The organism is Gordonibacter sp. 28C (assembly GCF_003339845.1).
Lineage (GTDB): Bacteria > Actinomycetota > Coriobacteriia > Coriobacteriales > Eggerthellaceae > Gordonibacter.
The window spans coordinates 1-18,860 of sequence record NZ_PPTR01000020.1; the positions used below are offsets into that span (position 1 = coordinate 1).

Here is an 18,860-nt window from a genome sequence, read left to right on the forward strand (position 1 = left end):
GTCCTGAGAGTTGGCCGGCGCGCTCCGTCTCAATAGGCCCTATCGCAGGGCTCGCGTCAGCATGCCCTGCTTCTCTAGGAAAGCGTGAAAAGATGAGTTGACAAAACTATAGAAACACCCCCCTCCCGCATCGACCTTCGACGGCCGCGCTCGGATTTCCGCAGCGCGGCCGTCTGCGTCTGCGGGGCGGCGCGGGCCGAATCGCCCATGCTATACTGCATACGTCCCATCAGGCGTTACCGCGATCAACGGAGGTGGCCATGAAGTTCTCCAACATCCTCGTGCCGTTCGACAAATCCGAGCACGCCGTGCGCGCGCTCGAGATAGCCAAGGGGCTCGCCGAGGAGGATCCGGGCATCCGCCTGCACGTCGTCGACGTCGTCTACCTTTCCGAGATGCCGCCGTCGCTCGGCTTGGAAGCGAACCCCTACGAGAGCGTCCCGCCGCTCGCCGTCGACCCCGAACTGTACCGGAAGCTCGCCGAGGCGACGCTCGCCCGCGAGAGGGACGACATGGACCGAGCCATCGGCGGCCTGCTCGACGGCCTGCCCAACCCCGTGGAGGTGACGGCCGTGAACGCCCCTTCCGTCGTGGACGGCATCAACGACTACGCGAACGACCACGGCTGCGACCTCATCGTCATGGGCTCGCGCGGCCTGGGCGTGCTGCGCGGCATGCTGGGCAGCGTGAGCTACGGCGTGCTGCGCTCGGCCGACGTCCCCGTGCTCGTGGCGAAGGAGCCGGCGGAGAGGAAGTAGCGGTTCTCGGCCGGCCGCGCCCGCTCGCTTGGTATAATGGCCCGGTTATGGAAACGAATTCCCAGAAAAAAGATGCGGCGAACAACGTCGTCAACGAGGCGTCGGGCAATGCGCGCGAGGCGTTCTCGCGCCCCCTGCGCCCGGCGGAGCGCGACCGCAAGCCCAAGCGCATCGCCGTCGTGACGATGGGCGTGAAGCTGGGCGACGAGACGCGCGGCTACACGCGCTTCCGATTCCTGTCGGAGCTGCTCGCCCGCGAGGGCTTCTCCGTCAACCTCATCACGTCGACGTTCCAGCACTGGGAGAAGGCTCAGCGCGACTGCTCGAAGGCGTGCTACCAGGGCCTTCCCTACCGCATCGTGTTCATCGAGGAGCCGGGCTACACGCGCAACCTCGACCTCGGGCGCATCCGCAGCCACCACGTGGCCGCCAAGAACCTGCGCGAGCACTTCGCGCGCAACGCCGGCGCCTACGACCTCGTGTACGCGGAGATCCCGCCGAACGACGTTGCGCGCGTCTGCGCGGAAGCCGCCGAGGCGCAAGGCATCCCGTTCGTGGCCGATATCAACGACCTGTGGCCCGAGGCCATGCGCATGGTGGTGGACATCCCCGTGGTGAGCGACGTGGCGTTCTACCCCTTCGCCCGCGACGCGAAGCGCGTCTACCAGCTGCTCGCCGGCGCGGTTGGCACGTCCGACGAGTACGCCGCGCGACCGGCCGCCGACCGCGAGAAGCCCTACCCCCACGTCACCGTGTACGTGGGCAACGACCTGGCCGCCTTCGACGCGGGCGCGCGCGAGCATGCGGGCGAGGTCGAGAAGCCCCAGGGCGAGATATGGGTCACGTACGCGGGAACGCTCGGGGCGAGCTACGACGTGGCCACGCTCGTGAGGGCCGCCGCGCTGCTCGAGCAGGAACGGCTCGCGAAGGCCGTCGACTTGGCGGGCGATGCCGGCTGCGACCGCGCGGCCGCCGCGTCTGCCGCGCCGCCCGTGCGCGTGAAGGTGCTGGGCGACGGCCCCGACCGCGAGAAGCTGGAGGCGCTCGCCCGGGAGCTGAACGCCCCGGCGGACTTTTTGGGGTACCAGGACTACGGGCACATGGCCGCCTACCTGTGCGCCTCGGACATCGTGGTGAACTCGCTCGTGAAGTCCGCCGCGCAGAGCATCGTCACGAAGATCGGCGACTACCTGGCGAGCGGAAAGCCCATGATCAACACCGGGTCGAGCCCCGAGTTCCGCGCGAAGGTGGCTGCGGACGGCTTCGGCGCGAACGTGCAGGCCGAGGATCCGCGGGCCCTGGCCGACGAGATAGCCGCCCTTGCCGGGCATGCGTCGCGGCGCAAGATCATGGGCGCCAAGGCGCGCGCCGTGGCCGAGCGGGAGTTCGACCAGCCGCGCTCGTACCGCGAGATCGTGGATTTGCTGCGTACGCTGCTGTGATTTCCCTTGAACGCCTCGCCAAAACGGCGCAGGCGCGTCAAAATATGAGTTTCGGTGCGCCGCAGCATCATGGGCGACGCGGCCGCACGAACAGACGAACGAGGAGCCTTATCTTGACCGAGCAGAGACGCGTTTCGTTTTCGCCGCCCGACATCACTCAGGCGGAAATCGACGAGGTGGTCGACGCGCTGAAGAGCGGGTGGATAACCACCGGTCCGAAGACGAAGGAGTTCGAACGCGAGCTGGCCGCCTTCACCGGAGTCGAGCGCGTGGCCACCTTCGCGTCGGCCACGGCCGCGCTCGAGTGCGCCCTGCGGGCGCTGGGCGTGGGGCCGGGCAACGAGGTCGTCACGAGCGCCTACACCTACACCGCCTCCTGCTCGGTCATCTGCCACGTGGGCGCGACGCCGGTTCTGTGCGACGTGGCGCCGGGCACCTACGAGATGGACTACGACGCGCTGCCGTCCCTGGTAACGGAGCGGACGCGCGCCGTCATACCCGTGGACATTGCCGGGCGCATGGTCGACTACGACCGCCTGTTCGCCGCGCTGGAAGGCGTGCGCGACCGCTGGAGGCCCGCAACCGAGCTGCAGCGCGCGTTCGACCGCGTCGTCGTGCTGGCGGACGCCGCGCACTCCCTCGGGGCCGTGCAAGACGGCCGGCCGTCGGGCACTGTGGCCGATTTCACCGCCTTCTCGTTCCATGCCGTGAAGAACCTCACCACCGCCGAGGGCGGTGCCCTGGCGTGGCGCGCGGGGGCCTTCGATTCCGACGAGCTTTACCGCCAATTCATGCTCATGGCGCTGCACGGCCAGACGAAGGACGCGCTATCCAAGACGCGCGCCGGCGCTTGGGAGTACGACATCGCTTTCCCCGGCTGGAAATGCAACATGACCGACCTGCAGGCCGCGCTGGGCCTGGCGCAGCTGCGCCGCTACCCCGCCCTGCTCGCCCGCCGCCGCGAGCTGGTGGAGCGCTACGAGGCGGGCTTGGCCGACTTGGGCGTGGACGTGCTGCGGCACTACGGCGACGGCAACGAGTCGAGCGGGCACCTCATGCTCGTGCGGCTGCCGGGCAAGACCTCGGCGTTCCGCAACGCGCTCATCGAGCGTTTGGCCGACGACGGCGTGTCCGCGAACGTGCACTACAAGCCGCTGCCCATGCTCACCGCGTACCGCGACCTCGGCTTCGACATCGCTGACTTCCCGAACGCGCACGCCCAGTTCGAGAACGAGGTCACGCTGCCGTTGCACACGCTGCTCTCCGACGACGACGTCGACTACGTCGTCGAAGCGGTCCATCGCGCCTGGGCCGCGCTCGAGGCGGAGGGCGTCCGCTGATGTACGCGCGATTCGGAAAGCGCGTTTGCGACCTGGTGATCGGCATGGTGGCGCTGCCGTTCGTGCTGCTGATCATAGCGGTGCTGGCGCCGTTCATCCACTTCGAGGACAAGGGACCCGTGTTCTACAACGCGCCGCGTGTCGGCAAGGACGGCCGCGACTTCAAGATGTACAAGCTGCGCTCCATGCGCGTGAACGCCCCCGATCTGGTGATGGAGGACGGCTCCACCTACAACGGCGCCGACGACCCGCGCATGACCCGCGTGGGCGCCTTCATGCGCAAGACGAGCCTGGACGAGATGCCCCAGTTCCTGAACGTGCTGAAAGGCGACATGAGCGTCGTGGGCCCCCGCCCCGACCTGCGCCGCGAGACCGAGCTCTACGAGGGCGACGAGCCCCTCAAGCTCACCGTGAAGCCCGGCGTGACCGGCTACGCCGCCGTCTACGGCCGCAACTCCCTCCCCTGGCACGACCGCCTGAAGATGGACGTGGAGTACGTGCGCACCATGAGCTTCCCCTTGGACGTGAAGATTTTCTTCAAGACGTTCTCAACGGTGTTCAAGCAAGAGGGCGTGTTCGTGGAGGATGGGGAACGATAAGCTTCTCGCCTTCCACCCCAAACTAGCTGCGGAGCGAGGTTCAGCGCCCGAACGAGTACACACAAATGCCAGCGAGAATAAGTCCGAGCGCCACGAGCTTTTTTTTAGTCATCTTCTCCTTGAAGATGGTGACTCCGAAAACGGTAACGTAGATGTAGCTTGTTGCCTCGAGTATGGGTCCCATAGACAAGGGAATACCTCGGTACGCCAGTATCGAGAGGAACGTCGTGCCCACGAAGAGCACGTAGGCGAATACGACCAAAGGATTCAGGTACTCTTTAATTGGGCTGTCGTATTCTTTTAGAGCAGCCTTTTTCAGCATAACTTGCGATATCGAGCTGATGAAAACACCTAGAAGCAGAACGCAGGAATACAGCAAGACCGTGCTATCCATCGACAAGCTCGCCTTTCCCTCTAGCGTCCTCGCCGTCGGCTTTAGCGAACAAGGCCACTCCGCAAATGACAAGAGCGGCTCCCGCTATCTTGCCAACCGTAACGGTCTCCCCAAAAAATACCACTCCCCAGATGATACCCCAGACAACCGCAACCGCTCGATTGGCGAACGCCGTGGTCAAAGGGAGCCTCTTGATGATTTGTTGCCATCCAATAGCGTACAAACCGAGTAAACCCAAGATGGCTGCATAGCATGCCACGAACTGCCAGCTGAAAAAATCTTGCTGCGAAGCGAGCTTGCTGAAGATGCCGCTCACTGAGTACACCATGAGCAGAACGTGCAGCACGAGGAGCGTCTTGAGTTTCGAATGATTCACAAGCATCACATCGCGCAAGGCAGGTACGGCCGTAATCGCTCGATCGTCGCGGCTCTCATAATGAAGTAGCCGAACCGGGTCGAACTGTCGCGCACTTCGCAAGACGGCTCCTCGATCGGGCTGACGTACTCGATCAGCTCAGGGGCTCCAACCTGAAGACGGTGGAGCACATCGATATCCTCCTGACCGACAACGAAACGAACCAAGGCGCATCCGGAAGGACCTTTTGGCTCCAGGTCGGGCTTGTTGCCTAAAGCGATATCAACGACAGCACCGGTATAGTCAATGCCCGTCGACAAGCGGACAAGATCGCTTCCGATGCAGTCGCCACCCATGCGACTGCCGATCTCGATGAGCCATACGCTGCCTTCGGCATCCACCATGACCTCGGCGTGCGAGGCCCCACAACGCACGCCGAGATGATCAAGCGCACGCTTCACAACTTGCACGACACGAACGAAAAGCGCCTCGTCGATGGAAGCGGGCTCCAAATGGCCGGTCTCGATAAAATGAGGGGTGCCCGTCGTAAATTTCTTGGTCAACGCCAAAAAGCTATGTTCACCCTCCCATGACACGAATTCGACACTGAACTCCTCCCCTGTAACGAACTCCTCGACAACGGCGCGTTTCGAGAATCCCTCGGAAAACGCCGCCTCTAAAGCGGCTTCGAGGCCTTCTGCAGACTCAAGCTTGGTGATGCCCCGGCTTCCCGAGCGATCAACAGGCTTGACAATAAGGGGAAACGCAAGCTCGGACAGTCCGTCGCGCGAGTCGCCCTCAACCAACACGCTCTTCGGCGAAGGGTCTCCGCAGGAAGCGAACGTTTTCCGCATAAGATGCTTGTCGGTCGATCGCGCGACGACAGCGGTTGGGTTGCCCGTAAGACCCAGAGCCTCGGCGACATAACCCACCGTGATATTCGCCAAATCTGAGCCGATACTGCAAATGCCGTCGATGCCAATCTGTCGACATTGCTCCAATATGGCATCTTTTTCCGTAATGCTCACCGGATAGAAGTGGTCCGCTGTGCGTTCGCCGACATCGCCTGCCTGCCATGCGAATACATGAGTCTCGCAGCTCATTTCCTTCGCCTTCTCGATCAAAGGATTCTGAAAATGGGACGCTCCTATAATGGCAAGCTGCTTGCCCATGGTATCCGCACCTAGCCCTTCGCTTTGCCGGATTCCTCGAGCAGCTCCCAGCGTCCGCTCTCCAATTCGGCTTTGTAATCCCTCATCATCTCGACATAGTCCGTGAAGCGGGGCTCGAAACCGAAATCGCGCTTCGCCTTCGACATGTCGTAAAGAAACGAGGGCGTGTTGTTGGGTTTGTCGGGCCTGTAAACTATCTGCGACCCCTTATCTTTGCCGAACACCTCTATCACGGCTTTAGCTTGATCCTCAAGATCGAGACTGGTTCCGCTCGTCATGTTGTACAACCCTCGGGTAGCGTCGCTTTCGAGTGCCAACCGAAAAGCACGGGCTACATCTTTCACGTAAACGATATCGCGCGTTATGTGAGGATCGCCCCAGAGCTCGATGTCGCGGCCCGCCTCCGCATTGTCGATGAACGTAGCGATGCCCGATTTGTACGGCTTGCCGTTTACAAGGATAGTGCCATGGGGTCCGACGCCGTATACGGGCGGCAAACGGAACACCGACCCCTGCAGACCATGCTGCTGGTTGTAGTATTCAATCACGTCGTTGGCAGCATTCTTGCTGATGACGTACACAGCATGGTCGCCAGTGAACTTGAAATCACGCGGCTCGTCTTCGGTGATAGCATAGCCCTTGCCCCAAGCGCCGGATACGTCCGAATAACTGCACGTCGATATGATCTTCTTGATGCCATTCTTACGGCAGTATTCAAGAGCATTGATCGTGCCGACAACATTGACCTCAAAATAATCGGCAGCGTTCTCCTCGTCCTCCAAATCAGCCGTCGCATTGGCCGGCAGCAATCCCGCCGGCAGCAGAACACCCTCGACACCTTCGGTCGGAAGCAAGTCGAAATCTTCGGGCTTGGTCATATCCAAGCGAACGAAACGGGCACCCATATCTTCCAGCTTTGCGCCCAGTCGCTCGTTCCGCCCTGTCGCAACAACATCTTTTCCCGCCTTGATCAGCTCATCGACGGTGTACATGCCGATAAAGCCCGTTGCTCCGATTACCACGATCATGGCCGCTCCTTTCCATTCAATATTTCCGCCACGACGTACAGAGGCCGATCCTTCACTTCGGTGAAGATATTGCCTATGTAAATGCCGACCACGCCAATAGCGGAGAGCGTGAGACCGCCCATAAGGTAGATGGAGGCGATAGTGCTCGTCCAGCCGACAGGAGCCGATCCGTCGATAAAATATCTGATTACATTGTAAAGTAGATAAGCGAATGAAAGCAGAGCTATGGCGAAACCGACGTTAACCGCAAATCGAAGGGGCTTGTTCGATTGAGCGGTAATCAGCTCGAAAGCCATACGCATCTTCTTCGAGAAATTATAGGAAGACTTGCCTTCGAAACGTTCATCCCCTTCAATCTCAATAGCGGCCTGCCTGAAACCAAGCCATTTGATGAACATAGTATATCCGCGGTTATGCTCCCGCATGCGAAGATAGTTGTCGATGACGATGCGGCGCGATGCGCTGAAATTGCATAGCGAACTATCGTATGCGCCGTCAGTGAAATATTCGTACACTTTGTAGAACGCCCTAGATAGCAACTTCGTCAATCCTGTGTCTTTGCGTTCCACGCGGCGCGCAAAGACCACATCGTATCCTTCTTGAGCTTTTTCAAAAAGCTGAGGTATCGCCTCCGGCCTGTCCTGCAAATCGCAGTCCATCACAACGATCCAATCGCCCTTGCACAGATCGAGGCCGGCCGTGATGGCTCTGATTTGACCAAAGTTGCGAGAAAGCCTTACGCCTACCACATGCTCGTCTTCGGCGCACAGTCTCTCGATCTCATCCCATGAGTTCTGCGGGCAATGATCGTCGACCAAGATGATCTCGTAGCGAGCGCCCATGTCTTCGAATGTGACGGCAAGACGCCGGCAGAGCTCAGGCAAAGCGGCTCGGCATCCGTACACCGGCACCACGACCGAAATGAACACGATTTCCTATTCCTTTCAGAAGCGCGTCGAAGAAGAAGCGAAAAACGATTGCACCGCTTCAATGACGCGAGCTTGATCCTCTACCGTAAGCCCATAATACATCGGCAACCTTACAATTCGCTCGCTTTCGACCGTCGTATGCACGTCCTTGCCGGCAAAACGACCGAACTTACGCCCAGCCGGGGCCGAATGCAGCGGAATGTAGTGGAATGTCGACTGGACGCCTCTCTCCTTAAGATAGGCGATAAACGCCGTACGTTCTTCCAGTCCTCGGCACTTCAAATAGAACATGTGGGCATTATGAACGCATCCTTCGGGCACAACGGGAAGCGACAGCTTTTCCCGAGCAGCTAAATCGGAAAAAGCGCGATAATACCGATTCCACGATGCGAGTCTATCCTCGTTAATGTCATCTGCACGCTCCAATTGCGCCCAAAGAAAAGCAGCGTTCAAGTCGCTCGGCAAATAGCTGCTGCCGTAATCAACCCAAGTATACTTGTCCACCTGTCCCCGGAAAAAACGGGAACGGTTGGTGCCCTTCTCACGCAGCACTTCTGCAGGCTCGTTGTGTTTCTCGTCGGCAATCAGCAGTGCGCCGCCTTCGCCCATTGAATAGTTCTTCGTCTCATGGAAAGAGTAGCAGCCGAAGTCGCCGATAGTTCCAAGCGGCCTGCCTTTGTACGCGCTCATGACACCTTGAGCCGCATCCTCCACCACCAGCAGGTCATATTTCGATGCCATGGCCGTGATGGCATCCATTTCACATGCGACGCCCGCATAGTGAACTACGACGATGACCTTCGTCTTGCCAGTGATCGCAGCTTCTATCGCGCACTCGTCAACGTTCATCGTGTCGGGCCTGATGTCCACGAAGACCAAACGCGCTCCCGCCAAAACAAACGCCGTCGCCGTTGACGAGAATGTGTAGCTGGGAAGTATCACCTCATCGCCGGGCTTGATTTCGCACATCAATGCCGCCATCTCGAGCGCGGCGGTGCCGCTCGTCGTCAAAAGTGCTTTTTGGGAATCGAAGCGATCCTCAAGCCAAGCATTGCACCGCTTGGTGAACTCACCATCTCCACATATCTTCTTGTTATTGATAGCATGCTGAATGTAGCCAAGCTCCATGCCTAAGAAAGGAGGCTCGTTAAAGTTGATCATGACCTCATTCTCCCATCGATCGCGGCGTGATCGCCGCGATCCTTTCTATCATTCGCACGATGTGTTTTCCGGCGCGCCAGTAAGAGCGCTGCGAGCAGAACAAACCCGCCCAACGAAAGAGCTGCGCCCAGTTTCAAGCCGGGGGTTACGTAATGCAATTTAATTTCATGAACGCCCTCGTCCAATTCCAAGCCCATGAAGGCCACATTGGCTTTCAGCAAATCAACGGATACGCCGTCAACCTCTGCGCTCCATCCTTGCGAGAAAGGAATCATAAAATAAACGAGTTTTGAGCCCCCTTCGACCGAAGCCTCGCATGAAAGGGTTGAACCCGTGTAGCGAACATCGTTGATTTTGTCACTCGTCATCTTCAATTTTTGCAACTGAGATACGAACCCACCGACCGGCTGGGCAATAACTTCCAGCTTATCGAATGAGTAAACCCCAGGATCCTGGAACACCAACTCGATCCGCTGACGCTCCGCATCCGAATAGCCCATATTCACCAGCCATTCGTCCTTTCCTCCGAACAAATGGCTTCCGCTTGTTGGATTCCAGAGCGTCTTTTCCACCTCGCCCAACCTGAGCCTGATCTTCGAATCCACCGTTCCCACGCCATACACTGCATCCTGGAACGCCAGTTGCTGTTTTTGAAACAGCTGGACATTGTCGCGATCGCTTTCGCTCAAACGTTCAGAAGGCAGAATGTCGTAGTACGTGAAACCGGAAATGCCAACATAGGCATCGACGTTAGCCGGAATCAAAACATCGAGAACTACTCTCGCGTCGCCTCTATACACTGTGAAGCTTGAGCCATCAAACGAGAATCCGGAGTCCTCCTTTGCGTCTCCAACCTCAACCGTAGTTCCGTCCAAGTATTCAACAACGAAGTCAAGCCGTTCGTCGTTAAATGAAACAGGGGATTCTTCAAGGGAAAGCGAATCCTCCAGCACCACCCCTTGAAGCAGAGCTTGCTGCTTCTGAGCTGGATCCATCGCATCATACTTTTCCCTCGGCACAGTTTCGTCGTACATAAAAACAAGGGGTAGATTGGAGTCGGTCTCGGAAACCTGATAAGATTCCCCCTCGGCTTCCCCCTCCAAAGCAACAGAATTGAACAAAGGAGGCACCAGACTTGTAGAATCGGAAGGAGTCACAAAGTACTTCACACCAGCAAGCGCCTCAAGAGGAGTGCGAGAATCGAGTCCGGAGTACATGAAGTTGATGGACGACGAAGCCAAGCCGAGACCCGTATGGTATTCATCGACGAGATCATTGTAGTAGCTATCGTAGAACAGGGGCGATTTCAAACCCTGTACTATGTTGCCATTAAGGTATTGTCCGGTACCGGCCGAATCATAACGCCAGAATGAGCTGTCGTTAACCTGGGAGACAAGCGTAGTTGGATTGTTCTCGACAAGCACATCATATGATCGGCCCATCCCAACCTGATTTGCTACTCTGCCGCCAGAAGCACCAAACTGAGATCCAAAGTTGTTGAACAAGAACCCGACGCAGACAAGAAGCGACACTAGCACCGCCACCTTCTTGCTCGCCATGGACAATTCGAGTCCACCCGCGAGAACAGTCAAAAGCACAAACAACACGGCCACCCCGAACAACGCCTCGTTCGTTTTGAACGGGAAGAGGACGAACACGACGACAAAAGCGTAAACGATCGAGCCCTTGACCGCCGTTTTGCCACATCCTCTTTTCATGCTCAAGCAATCAGGAAGCATGGCCGCCACTATATAGGCAATGCAAAGGACATAGGCCCACACCCATCTGTTGTTCGGATAGGCGAAACCGTTGAACACCTTGCCCACGATCGGCAGACAGAGGAAAATCGTCATAACAACAAAGAGTATTCTCAAAACCTTGCACTCAGTCCGATTGGGTGACGACGCAATTCCCTTGCCCGCGTTCTTACCGAACAAGAGAAACACCGCCAAGAGAGCGATGGCAGCAAACCCGTAAGAGCAGTCCGCCCCAACGTCCGCCACACTTCCGAACCCAAGAACCAACTTGACATAATAGGTAATCGAATACAACAAGGATTCCGGGCGATCGAGCCCAATTCGCCCCTCTCCCAAAAGGGTCACAACACCCGGAATGAAGAGAATGGCACCGATCAAACCTGCAATCAAAACATATCCGGTAATGGTGAAGAGCCATTTTAAAAATCCCCCAAAGGATTTCTTTTCAGGCAGAAACGCATAACGAATGGCACAGTAAACCACAAGTAAGATGCAGACTGCATAAACCATGGTGACGGATTTCAAGAAGCATAAAGCCAATGCCACTATGAACAAAAGAGGGCTCTCATGGGAGAGTATCTTTTCAATACCCCACACGACAAGAGGACCAAGCAAAAGAGGATAGAGCATGAATATTTGCGAGAAGGCTAACAAGGTGTAACCGCTGAATACATACACCATGGAAGCGACCAACACCGAAAAACGATCCTTGCCTCGATACAGGCAAAACCCCGAAAAGGCGAGTCCTGCCAAGAACAGATGGAGCGGAACCGAAACGTTCAAAGCAAGATCAGCATATCGCAGGGGGACCAGCACCGAAAGCAAATTCAGAGGATCACCCAAACTGGGAAGCAGAGTCAAAGCAACATCCGCCCCGTAACCTATTTCCATTGACCAAGAAGGAATATCCCCCGTCCTGGCGATGAACAGATTGTACAGCAGCTCGCGAAGCCACTCACCTTCGTAAGCGAAGAAAACGTATTGCTGCTCAAGACCATCGACATTCCAAATGAACCCTTTGCCTGCAATGAGGAAACTGAACGACATTGCCGCGAACAAGATTAGAAACACAACCGTATATACAACGAAAAAAGAACGTCTGCTCACCGACGTCTCGAATGCCTCAAGTTTATTCTTGAATAATCTAATCACTCAACACCCCGCACCCCAAAGCGAAAAACCACGCATCCCGGCAAAGCGCACAAAACGCTTTCCACCCCTAGCCCTCCTTATTAGAAGTTCCTCTAGCATATACTATACTATTGCACAATCCGCTATTGTCCCATTGGCAAAAATTGGATTGCGCGAACGGCGTGATGCCTCCGATACCGATCATAAGGCCCTATCGAATGCCAAGATACTTTTCCCAAAACCCTCGTGAGGTCAAATACGGCTTCGCCTCTTTATATGATTGGGCGACATCCTTTCCCTTTTCTCTCATTTCCTCCCTGATGCTTCGATAACGCCTCATCAATTCGCGATACCGGCCCTTGTCGATCTGCCTTACATGCCCTTTCTCGCCAGACAAGTCCACCGCAACAAGCGTCTTGCGCGCCATGGTTTTCCATCCAGGATACGCACCGCGACAATAGTACATGCTTGCTGGCTTATTTCTTAAAAACAAGTCAGGCAGCATATGCCTATCATGGGGAAGAGCTTCCAGCAGCTTTACGAACATCCCTCGCGTGTCTTCCGCGCCCAATAGTGCGCGATCGATTTCTAAATCTTGAACTATTTCGGGGCCCAATTCTTCCAAAGGTACAAGCTTCTCGTTTTTTAAAGCGTTACGCTTCAAGATTTTCTCGCCTTGCGGGTCCTCGATGAATGAAGGGCCCCTCAGATAGTCCTCCAACCCATCCAGCATGAGTTCGACGCTTCCGTAATCCATCGCACGCAGCAAGATATGGAACGTTCTATTGAACCTCATCATGAACAAGCGTTCGGAGCAAGCATCGTCAACCGCAATCATGATAAGAAAGTTGCGCACGTACTGATAGCAATCGATCGAAGCTCGAAAGCGACCTTCAAAGCTTGCGTGCCAGACGCAAATGCCACTCATCGACATCATTCTCGGTTTGCAGCGCATGCCGAACTCGACGTCATCGCAGCGAACGAAAACAGGCAATGGAAGCCCATGCTTACGTATGACGTCAGTCGGCATGCAGCAAAACCACCAAGCACCGTAAGCATTCGCAACCTCAACGTCAATGATTTCGTTTTTGACGACATCTGACGCTTGGTCTACGATCAGGTCAGGCTTGACCCGATCGTAGATACCGTCCTCCCGGACGTATGCCACATCCTCATATTGCAAATTTGGACGCTCCAAAGCAAGCATGGCTCCATTCAAGAAGGCATCGACGTACTCGTCGTTCACCAAAGAAAGCAGGTTAAAAGTGCGCTTAAAACTTTCAGGGGAAACCCTTACGTCGTCATCCATCAGCAATACGTGAGTCGCCCCGATATCCAGCGACTCTATCATGCCGCGTGCGAAACCTCCAGCGCCTCCTACGTTGTCATTTGGCACAATCGTGATACCATCCCCACTCAGAGACTCAGCATCAAGCGTCCGGCCGTTGTCAACCACGAACATATGAAAGTTTTTAGAAATAGGCTCGTCACAGCCGAGTATCTCGCGCTTAACCGCCTCAATATTCGGAACGATGAACTCTTCCTTCTTGAAAGTCGTCGTGCATAATGCAAGCCGAACGGATCGTACGTCGGAATTGCTCAAACAAGCAGCGTAACGCGCCGCCTTGATATGCACCTCCCCTTCTGAGCGAATCGCAAAGGAAACCAAAGGGGCGTTGCTTTTCGGTAACGCTATCTCAATCGAAACAGGACTCGCTGACTCGACAATAAAAGCTAAGGGCGTCTCAGATGGACGATGCTCGCACGCGGCCTCGTCCATCTCAACAAACAGAACCTCGCATGCTGCCCCCTCTATCTCCAGCTGCAGAAAAAACGAATCAGCCTTTGTGTAACGGCACCATTTGCTCACGGGAAGCGCATTGAAATAGGTGGCAAAACTAACGAGTCCACGTATTGCGAGATGCCCAGCCGACTCATCGTATATCGCAAGACCGTCATCCGTTCGATAATACAATCCGCCGTAATCGCGCGTGAAATCGGTAGTCGCAAGCAACACGTTTGCCAAAGGGTGCTTCACCATTACCCCGCCCTCTCGCCCTGAACGCAAATCATTCAGTCATTTTTGATTTCGGATATCATGCCCCAATTATAGTGGACAAACCTTCATCGTCGCGTTTTCACATAAATCTACGATTGCTTAACGCTCCCTGTCCGGGAAAACTTGGCAATTTGCATATAACAGGAAGACTGATCCAGATTTCGATTTACATATGGATCGCCTTTGGCACGTTCGCCGGGCCAAAGGCGATCAAAAAGAGCCGTATCGGCCTCGGTGAAATCAGGGGCATTGGAATCGTTTTCGTACCGCGATTCCTCAGAGCGCTCACTTGACTGGATTTTTACTGTCGGCGTTTGGACGACACGGCATCCCGTCCTCGCTAGCCTCTTACAGTAATCAGCGGTTCCTATTTCGCCCTCGAACAACTCATTAAATCCTCCGACTTGGGAAAACTGCTTCTTCGGAGTTAGCATGCCCCGATACGCAACTGCGCTGAAATTCTGAAACGCTCTCAAATTGCATTGATATCCGGGGAAATCGTCAGGGTATCCTCGATAAAGGGGCATTATCCTTTTGGAGGTAACCGCAATTCCGTAGCACATCGTGCTACCATCACAAAACAAGCTTTTGGGCGCCACGGCACCAACACCTTCGCCTTCGCACAGTGATAAAAGCTGCTCCAATGGCTCGGGGGTCAGGAAAAAGCACCCTCCATCGACAAACAAAAGATATTCTCCCGAAGCATGTTCAGCCCCTTTATTAAAACGGCTGAAGACAGAGCTATTTGCATCCGAAAGAACTGAAAAGAAAGATTGGCTCGCCAGTAACTTAGTAGCGTGGAGATGGGCGGTTGAGACGGCAATGATTTCGAAGTTACGATAGCTGTTCGTCTGATTGAACATTTCAACGAAATGATCAAGGGCCGCCTGCGATACGCAATCAACAATGATCGAAATTTTGACGCTGTGCTCGGCTGCGAACCAAAGGTTATGGATATTCACGATGCCCGATGATACGATCCGAGCACGAGGCCATTTACGGTCCAATTGATTTTGGGCAGACAGGCGATACGCACGCCTGCTGTAAGGCTTTGCATCAGGATTGGCAGCGGTGGAATTCTTGCTTATACGCCAATGATAAAGAATCTTTTGCACACAGTGGACTTTCTTGGCGTGAGAAGTTGCATACAGCACCATATTGTAGTCCTGAGCTCCATCATATTGAGCATTTGGAGTCGGCATTTTATCGACGATATGGCGCCTTATGGTCATCAAGTGAATAATATAATTCTTGCAAAGCAAAAGCTCAGGGGAATACGAAGGCTTGAAGAGAGGATGCAGATGAACAAATCTTCCTTTTTCGAAAGAGACAAGATCCTCGTCACAATACAAAACATCTATATCAGGGTCATTGTTAAGAGCTTTGGCGTACTCGTAAAGAAGATCCGGCTCGAGATAATCGTCGTGATCGAGAAAACAAAGAAAATCGCCAGACGCTTCAGCAATTCCATAGTTGGTATTTTCGGTAATACCCAAATTATCTGGCAGCAAAACCGTTTTAACCCGATCATCATGCATACGGTATTTTTCAACTTCGGCAGCAAGCTCTTCATTTTCTGGAGAGGCGTTGACCAAAACAAGTTCGAAGTTGCCGTACGTCTGCGCAAGAACCGAGCCCACCATAACATGAAGGTAGTCGAGCGGAGTTTTGTACAACGGGACAATCAAGCTAAAAAAAGGCTCATAAGCAAGACGAGCGCCTCTCTGTCCATCTAACTCAGCAGCGCTAGCCCGATTATTCTCAAACCACGTTTGATAAGCAGGGTCACTCCAAGCATCGATAGGGAAAGACTCGGGATGGACATCCACGTGAACGAATGCATAGCATCGCTCCTTGAATTCTGAAAAAAGACCCATAGCAACCGCCTAACGCTCTTAACATATAAGTTTTTATAGCCCCTCAGAACGTACTCTTCAAATCGTCTAAAATATTACGCGTGAAACTCGTCCAATATCGTTAAAATCTTCACTATGATATACCATTACTCAGACGGCACCGAGCAAGGAGCTTTTTTTGGATATATCGGTCATTATACCGGTTTATAATGCCGCGGCTTATCTTCACCAATGCCTTTCAAGCATCGTGCGTTCTTTCGTCGACGTTGAGATACTTTGCATCAACGACGGATCCACGGATAAGTCTCTTGCGATCATGAGAGCCGCCGCCACCCACGATGAACGAATAACGGTGATCGACAAACCCAACGAGGGTTATGGAGCAACTCTTAACAAGGGGATCGCAGAAGCACATGGAAAGTACATCGCCATTTTGGAACCCGATGATTACCTTGAAGGTGATATGTTCTCCTCACTTTTTGGGTTGGCAGAAAGGGAGGGCTTCCCAGATGTGGTCAAATCAGCTTATCAGAGCATTGGCAACGCCAACGATGACCAGGGAGCCCACTGCGGTTATTGGAAACGCATCAAACCTCCAAACCAGCCATTTTGCATTGAAGATGCCCCCTTACTATTGCGGTACCATCCGTCAATATGGTCGGCGATCTATCGCAGGGATTTTCTCGTTGAAAACGGCATCCGCTTCAAAGAAGTTCCCGGAGCAGGATGGGTGGACAATCCTTTCTTGATGGAAACCTTGCTCAAAGCCAAAAGCATCTCTTACACTGATAATTCTTTTTACCGCTACAGGGACGAGCGAGAGGGATCTTCCTCGTCTTCGCTTGGGGACTTTCGCATACCGTTAGATCGCTGGAATGAAATGACCGACACAGTCGAACAGCTCAACATTCAAAACGCGACCATCCTTGGCATACAAGCATATCGAGCCTTTTACTATCTGAAAGAGGCCCATCGAGCCACCAATTTTGATGAAAAGGGGTGGCTCGATGAGGCAAAGCGCATCATGCGGCGCCTCAAGCCGGAAATCATAGCTCAGTCTCCTTTTGTGTCCCCCCGAGACAGAGCCCTCTACAAGCAATTGACTGGTGCTCATTTAAAAAACCCAAGCAATATCCCTTACTACAACATGGTTGTCCGAGAAGCATTTTGGAAAGTTCGCCAAAATGGTATTGGGTTTCTGATAAAGAGCATGAGTCGAAGAAATGAGGCAAACCGCAAACAAAGATCCTAATCGCATACACCAGCCAAAAGATCCTCCCAAAATCATCGCCATAGAGAAGGGTGAGCCCTGTCTTTCTCGCTCAACACAAGCTCCATGCCCTCGGGAATAGGCCAATCAATCCCGATCTCGGGGTCGTCCCACGCAAGGCCGCCCTCGTCGCCGGGGTGGTACACGTCGTCGCACTTGTAGCAGAACTCGGCCGTGTCGGACAGCACGAGGAAGCCGTGGGCGAACCCGCGCGGCACGAAGAACTGGCGTCGGTTCTCCGCCGTGAGCACCACGCCCTCCCACTTGCCGTAGGTGGGGCTGCCCGGGCGCAGGTCGACGGCCACGTCGAACACCTCGCCGGACACCGCGCGCACGAGTTTGGACTGCGGATGCTCGATCTGGAAGTGCAGGCCGCGCAACACTCCCTTGGCCGACGACGACTGGTTGTCCTGCACGAACTCAGCGTCGATGCCGCCCGCGACGAAGTCGGGGCGCTTGTAGGTCTCCATGAAGTAGCCGCGCTCGTCGTCGTAGGCGGCGGCGTCCACGACGAGGACCCCTTCGATGGAGGTCTCGGTGAACGTGAAGTTGCCGTGTTTGACGCTGTCTCCCGCTGCCATGCTGCCTCCTACTGTCCCTGCTTCGCGTACTTGGCCTCGACGGCCTCCTTGGCGCCCTGCCACCACTGGGGGTTGTCGCGGTACCAGTCGATGGTCGCCTTGAGACCTTCCGCAAAGTCGGTGTGCTTGGGCGACCAGCCCAGCTCGGAGCGCAGCTTCGAGGAGTCGATGGCGTAGCGGCGGTCGTGGCCGGGGCGGTCGCGCACCCAGTCGAAGTCGTCGGCTCCCTTGTCCATGCTCTCCAGGATGGCGTGCAGCACGTCGATGTTGTTCTTCTCGCCGTCGGCGCCGATCAGGTACGTCTCGCCCAGACGCCCCTTCGTCAAGATCGCCCACACGGCCGAGGAGTGGTCCTCGGTGTGAATCCAGTCGCGCACGTTCAGGCCGTCGCCGTAGAGCTTCGGCCGACTGCCAATGAGCACGTTGGTGATCTGACGAGGAATGAACTTCTCGACGTGCTGGCGAGGACCGTAGTTGTTCGAGCAGTTAGAGATCGTCGCCTTCACGCCGTAAGTACGGAACCATGCCCTCACGAGCATGTCCGAGGCCGCCTTGGTGGAGCTGTACGGGCTGGAGGGGCAGTACGGCGTCTCCTCGGTGAAGCGCGCCGGATCGTCGAGCGCGAGGTCGCCGTACACCTCGTCGGTGGAGACATGGTGGAAGCGCACGCCGTGCCTGCGGCACGCCTCCAGCAGGCGGAACGTGCCGTGCACGTTGGTGCGCACGAACGGCTCCGGGTCGGCGATGGAGTTGTCGTTGTGGGACTCCGCGGCGAAGTGCACGATGGCGTCGACGCCGGGGACGACCTCATCCAGCAGCCCCTCGTCGCAGATGTCGCCGTGGATGAAGGTCATGCGGTCCTCGGGGATCCCGGCGAGGTTCTCCAGGTTGCCGGCGTAGGTGAGCTTGTCCAGCACGACGACGTGCACCTCTGGCCGGTTGTCAACCACCCAGTGGACGAAGTTGCTTCCGATGAACCCGGCTCCGCCGGTGACGACGATGCGCTTCGGTTCGGAGGTCTCTGACAT

Annotated in this window: 16 protein-coding genes; 5 read left to right on the top strand and 11 right to left on the bottom strand. The window is 55.7% G+C overall.

Annotated features, from left to right (window positions below; genetic code table 11):
- The first annotated feature begins 260 nt into the window (after positions 1 to 260).
- From C1878_RS15810 to C1878_RS15825, 4 genes are all read left to right on the top strand, one after another.
- Complete coding sequence (locus tag C1878_RS15810) at positions 261 to 758, top strand: universal stress protein (protein ID WP_114602529.1); 498 nt, start codon at positions 261 to 263, stop codon at positions 756 to 758.
- Between the two features lie 47 nt (positions 759 to 805).
- Positions 806 to 2,200, top strand: coding sequence for a glycosyltransferase (locus C1878_RS15815; protein WP_241963792.1), 1,395 nt, complete (start codon positions 806 to 808; stop codon positions 2,198 to 2,200).
- A 113-nt stretch (positions 2,201 to 2,313) separates the two neighbouring features.
- Positions 2,314 to 3,540: a DegT/DnrJ/EryC1/StrS aminotransferase family protein gene (locus C1878_RS15820; RefSeq protein WP_114602530.1), complete on the top strand. Its 1,227-nt coding sequence runs from the start codon at positions 2,314 to 2,316 to the stop codon at positions 3,538 to 3,540.
- A complete protein-coding gene (locus tag C1878_RS15825) occupies positions 3,540 to 4,139 on the top strand; it encodes a sugar transferase (protein ID WP_114602531.1) in 600 nt (199 codons plus the stop codon). The genes C1878_RS15820 and C1878_RS15825 overlap by 1 nt, the downstream gene beginning before the upstream one ends.
- A 40-nt stretch (positions 4,140 to 4,179) precedes the next feature.
- Here C1878_RS15825 and C1878_RS15830 read toward each other — a convergent pair whose 3' ends face one another.
- The 9 genes from C1878_RS15830 to C1878_RS15870 form a co-directional block, all read right to left on the bottom strand.
- Positions 4,180 to 4,533, bottom strand: a complete 354-nt coding sequence (locus C1878_RS15830) for an EamA family transporter (protein ID WP_114602532.1) — start codon at positions 4,531 to 4,533, stop codon at positions 4,180 to 4,182.
- Complete coding sequence (locus C1878_RS15835) at positions 4,526 to 4,909, bottom strand: EamA family transporter (protein WP_241963793.1); 384 nt, start codon at positions 4,907 to 4,909, stop codon at positions 4,526 to 4,528. The genes C1878_RS15830 and C1878_RS15835 overlap by 8 nt, the downstream gene beginning before the upstream one ends.
- Positions 4,910 to 4,914: 5 nt before the next feature.
- On the bottom strand, positions 4,915 to 6,060 hold the full coding sequence (locus tag C1878_RS15840) for an acetyl-CoA carboxylase biotin carboxylase subunit family protein (protein WP_114602534.1): 1,146 nt from the start codon (positions 6,058 to 6,060) through the stop codon (positions 4,915 to 4,917).
- Positions 6,061 to 6,071: 11 nt separating this feature from the next.
- Complete coding sequence (locus C1878_RS15845; RefSeq protein ID WP_114602535.1) at positions 6,072 to 7,088, bottom strand: NAD(P)-dependent oxidoreductase; 1,017 nt, start codon at positions 7,086 to 7,088, stop codon at positions 6,072 to 6,074.
- On the bottom strand, positions 7,085 to 8,017 hold the full coding sequence (locus C1878_RS15850) for a glycosyltransferase family 2 protein (RefSeq protein WP_114602536.1): 933 nt from the start codon (positions 8,015 to 8,017) through the stop codon (positions 7,085 to 7,087). The genes C1878_RS15845 and C1878_RS15850 overlap by 4 nt, the downstream gene beginning before the upstream one ends.
- 15 nt (positions 8,018 to 8,032) lie before the next feature.
- Positions 8,033 to 9,178 carry a dTDP-4-amino-4,6-dideoxygalactose transaminase gene (gene rffA, locus C1878_RS15855; protein ID WP_114602537.1) on the bottom strand — a complete coding sequence of 382 codons (1,146 nt, stop codon included), beginning with the start codon at positions 9,176 to 9,178 and terminating at the stop codon, positions 8,033 to 8,035.
- Entirely contained in the window at positions 9,175 to 12,087 is a 2,913-nt protein-coding gene (locus tag C1878_RS15860) for a YfhO family protein (RefSeq protein WP_147272974.1), read from the bottom strand. The genes rffA and C1878_RS15860 overlap by 4 nt, the downstream gene beginning before the upstream one ends.
- 190 nt (positions 12,088 to 12,277) lie before the next feature.
- Positions 12,278 to 14,107: a glycosyltransferase gene (locus tag C1878_RS15865; protein WP_114602539.1), complete on the bottom strand. Its 1,830-nt coding sequence runs from the start codon at positions 14,105 to 14,107 to the stop codon at positions 12,278 to 12,280.
- A gap of 107 nt (positions 14,108 to 14,214) precedes the next feature.
- Positions 14,215 to 16,002, bottom strand: a complete 1,788-nt coding sequence (locus C1878_RS15870; protein ID WP_114602540.1) for a glycosyltransferase — start codon at positions 16,000 to 16,002, stop codon at positions 14,215 to 14,217.
- A gap of 157 nt (positions 16,003 to 16,159) precedes the next feature.
- On the opposite strand from C1878_RS15870, the gene C1878_RS15875 reads away from it, so the two are divergent.
- Positions 16,160 to 17,233 carry a glycosyltransferase gene (locus tag C1878_RS15875; protein ID WP_158539847.1) on the top strand — a complete coding sequence of 358 codons (1,074 nt, stop codon included), beginning with the start codon at positions 16,160 to 16,162 and terminating at the stop codon, positions 17,231 to 17,233.
- A 32-nt stretch (positions 17,234 to 17,265) separates the two neighbouring features.
- Here the strand turns inward: C1878_RS15875 and rfbC are convergent, their stop codons facing one another.
- Together rfbC and rfbB are read right to left on the bottom strand one after the other, a co-directional pair.
- Positions 17,266 to 17,832, bottom strand: a complete 567-nt coding sequence (gene rfbC / locus C1878_RS15880) for a dTDP-4-dehydrorhamnose 3,5-epimerase (protein WP_114602542.1) — start codon at positions 17,830 to 17,832, stop codon at positions 17,266 to 17,268.
- Between the two features lie 8 nt (positions 17,833 to 17,840).
- Complete coding sequence (rfbB, locus tag C1878_RS15885) at positions 17,841 to 18,860, bottom strand: dTDP-glucose 4,6-dehydratase (protein ID WP_114602543.1); 1,020 nt, start codon at positions 18,858 to 18,860, stop codon at positions 17,841 to 17,843.

Coding starts and splice junctions, on each gene's coding strand:
- C1878_RS15810 (WP_114602529.1), top strand. CDS start 261: ATGAAGTTCTCCAACATCCTCGTGCCGTTCGACAAATCCGAGCACGCC.
- C1878_RS15815 (WP_241963792.1), top strand. CDS start 806: ATGGAAACGAATTCCCAGAAAAAAGATGCGGCGAACAACGTCGTCAAC.
- C1878_RS15825 (WP_114602531.1), top strand. CDS start 3,540: ATGTACGCGCGATTCGGAAAGCGCGTTTGCGACCTGGTGATCGGCATG.
- C1878_RS15830 (WP_114602532.1), bottom strand. CDS start 4,533: ATGGATAGCACGGTCTTGCTGTATTCCTGCGTTCTGCTTCTAGGTGTT.
- C1878_RS15840 (WP_114602534.1), bottom strand. CDS start 6,060: ATGGGCAAGCAGCTTGCCATTATAGGAGCGTCCCATTTTCAGAATCCT.
- C1878_RS15845 (WP_114602535.1), bottom strand. CDS start 7,088: ATGATCGTGGTAATCGGAGCAACGGGCTTTATCGGCATGTACACCGTC.
- rffA (WP_114602537.1), bottom strand. CDS start 9,178: ATGATCAACTTTAACGAGCCTCCTTTCTTAGGCATGGAGCTTGGCTAC.
- C1878_RS15865 (WP_114602539.1), bottom strand. CDS start 14,107: ATGGTGAAGCACCCTTTGGCAAACGTGTTGCTTGCGACTACCGATTTC.
- C1878_RS15870 (WP_114602540.1), bottom strand. CDS start 16,002: ATGGGTCTTTTTTCAGAATTCAAGGAGCGATGCTATGCATTCGTTCAC.
- rfbC (WP_114602542.1), bottom strand. CDS start 17,832: ATGGCAGCGGGAGACAGCGTCAAACACGGCAACTTCACGTTCACCGAG.
- rfbB (WP_114602543.1), bottom strand. CDS start 18,860: ATGTCAGAGACCTCCGAACCGAAGCGCATCGTCGTCACCGGCGGAGCC.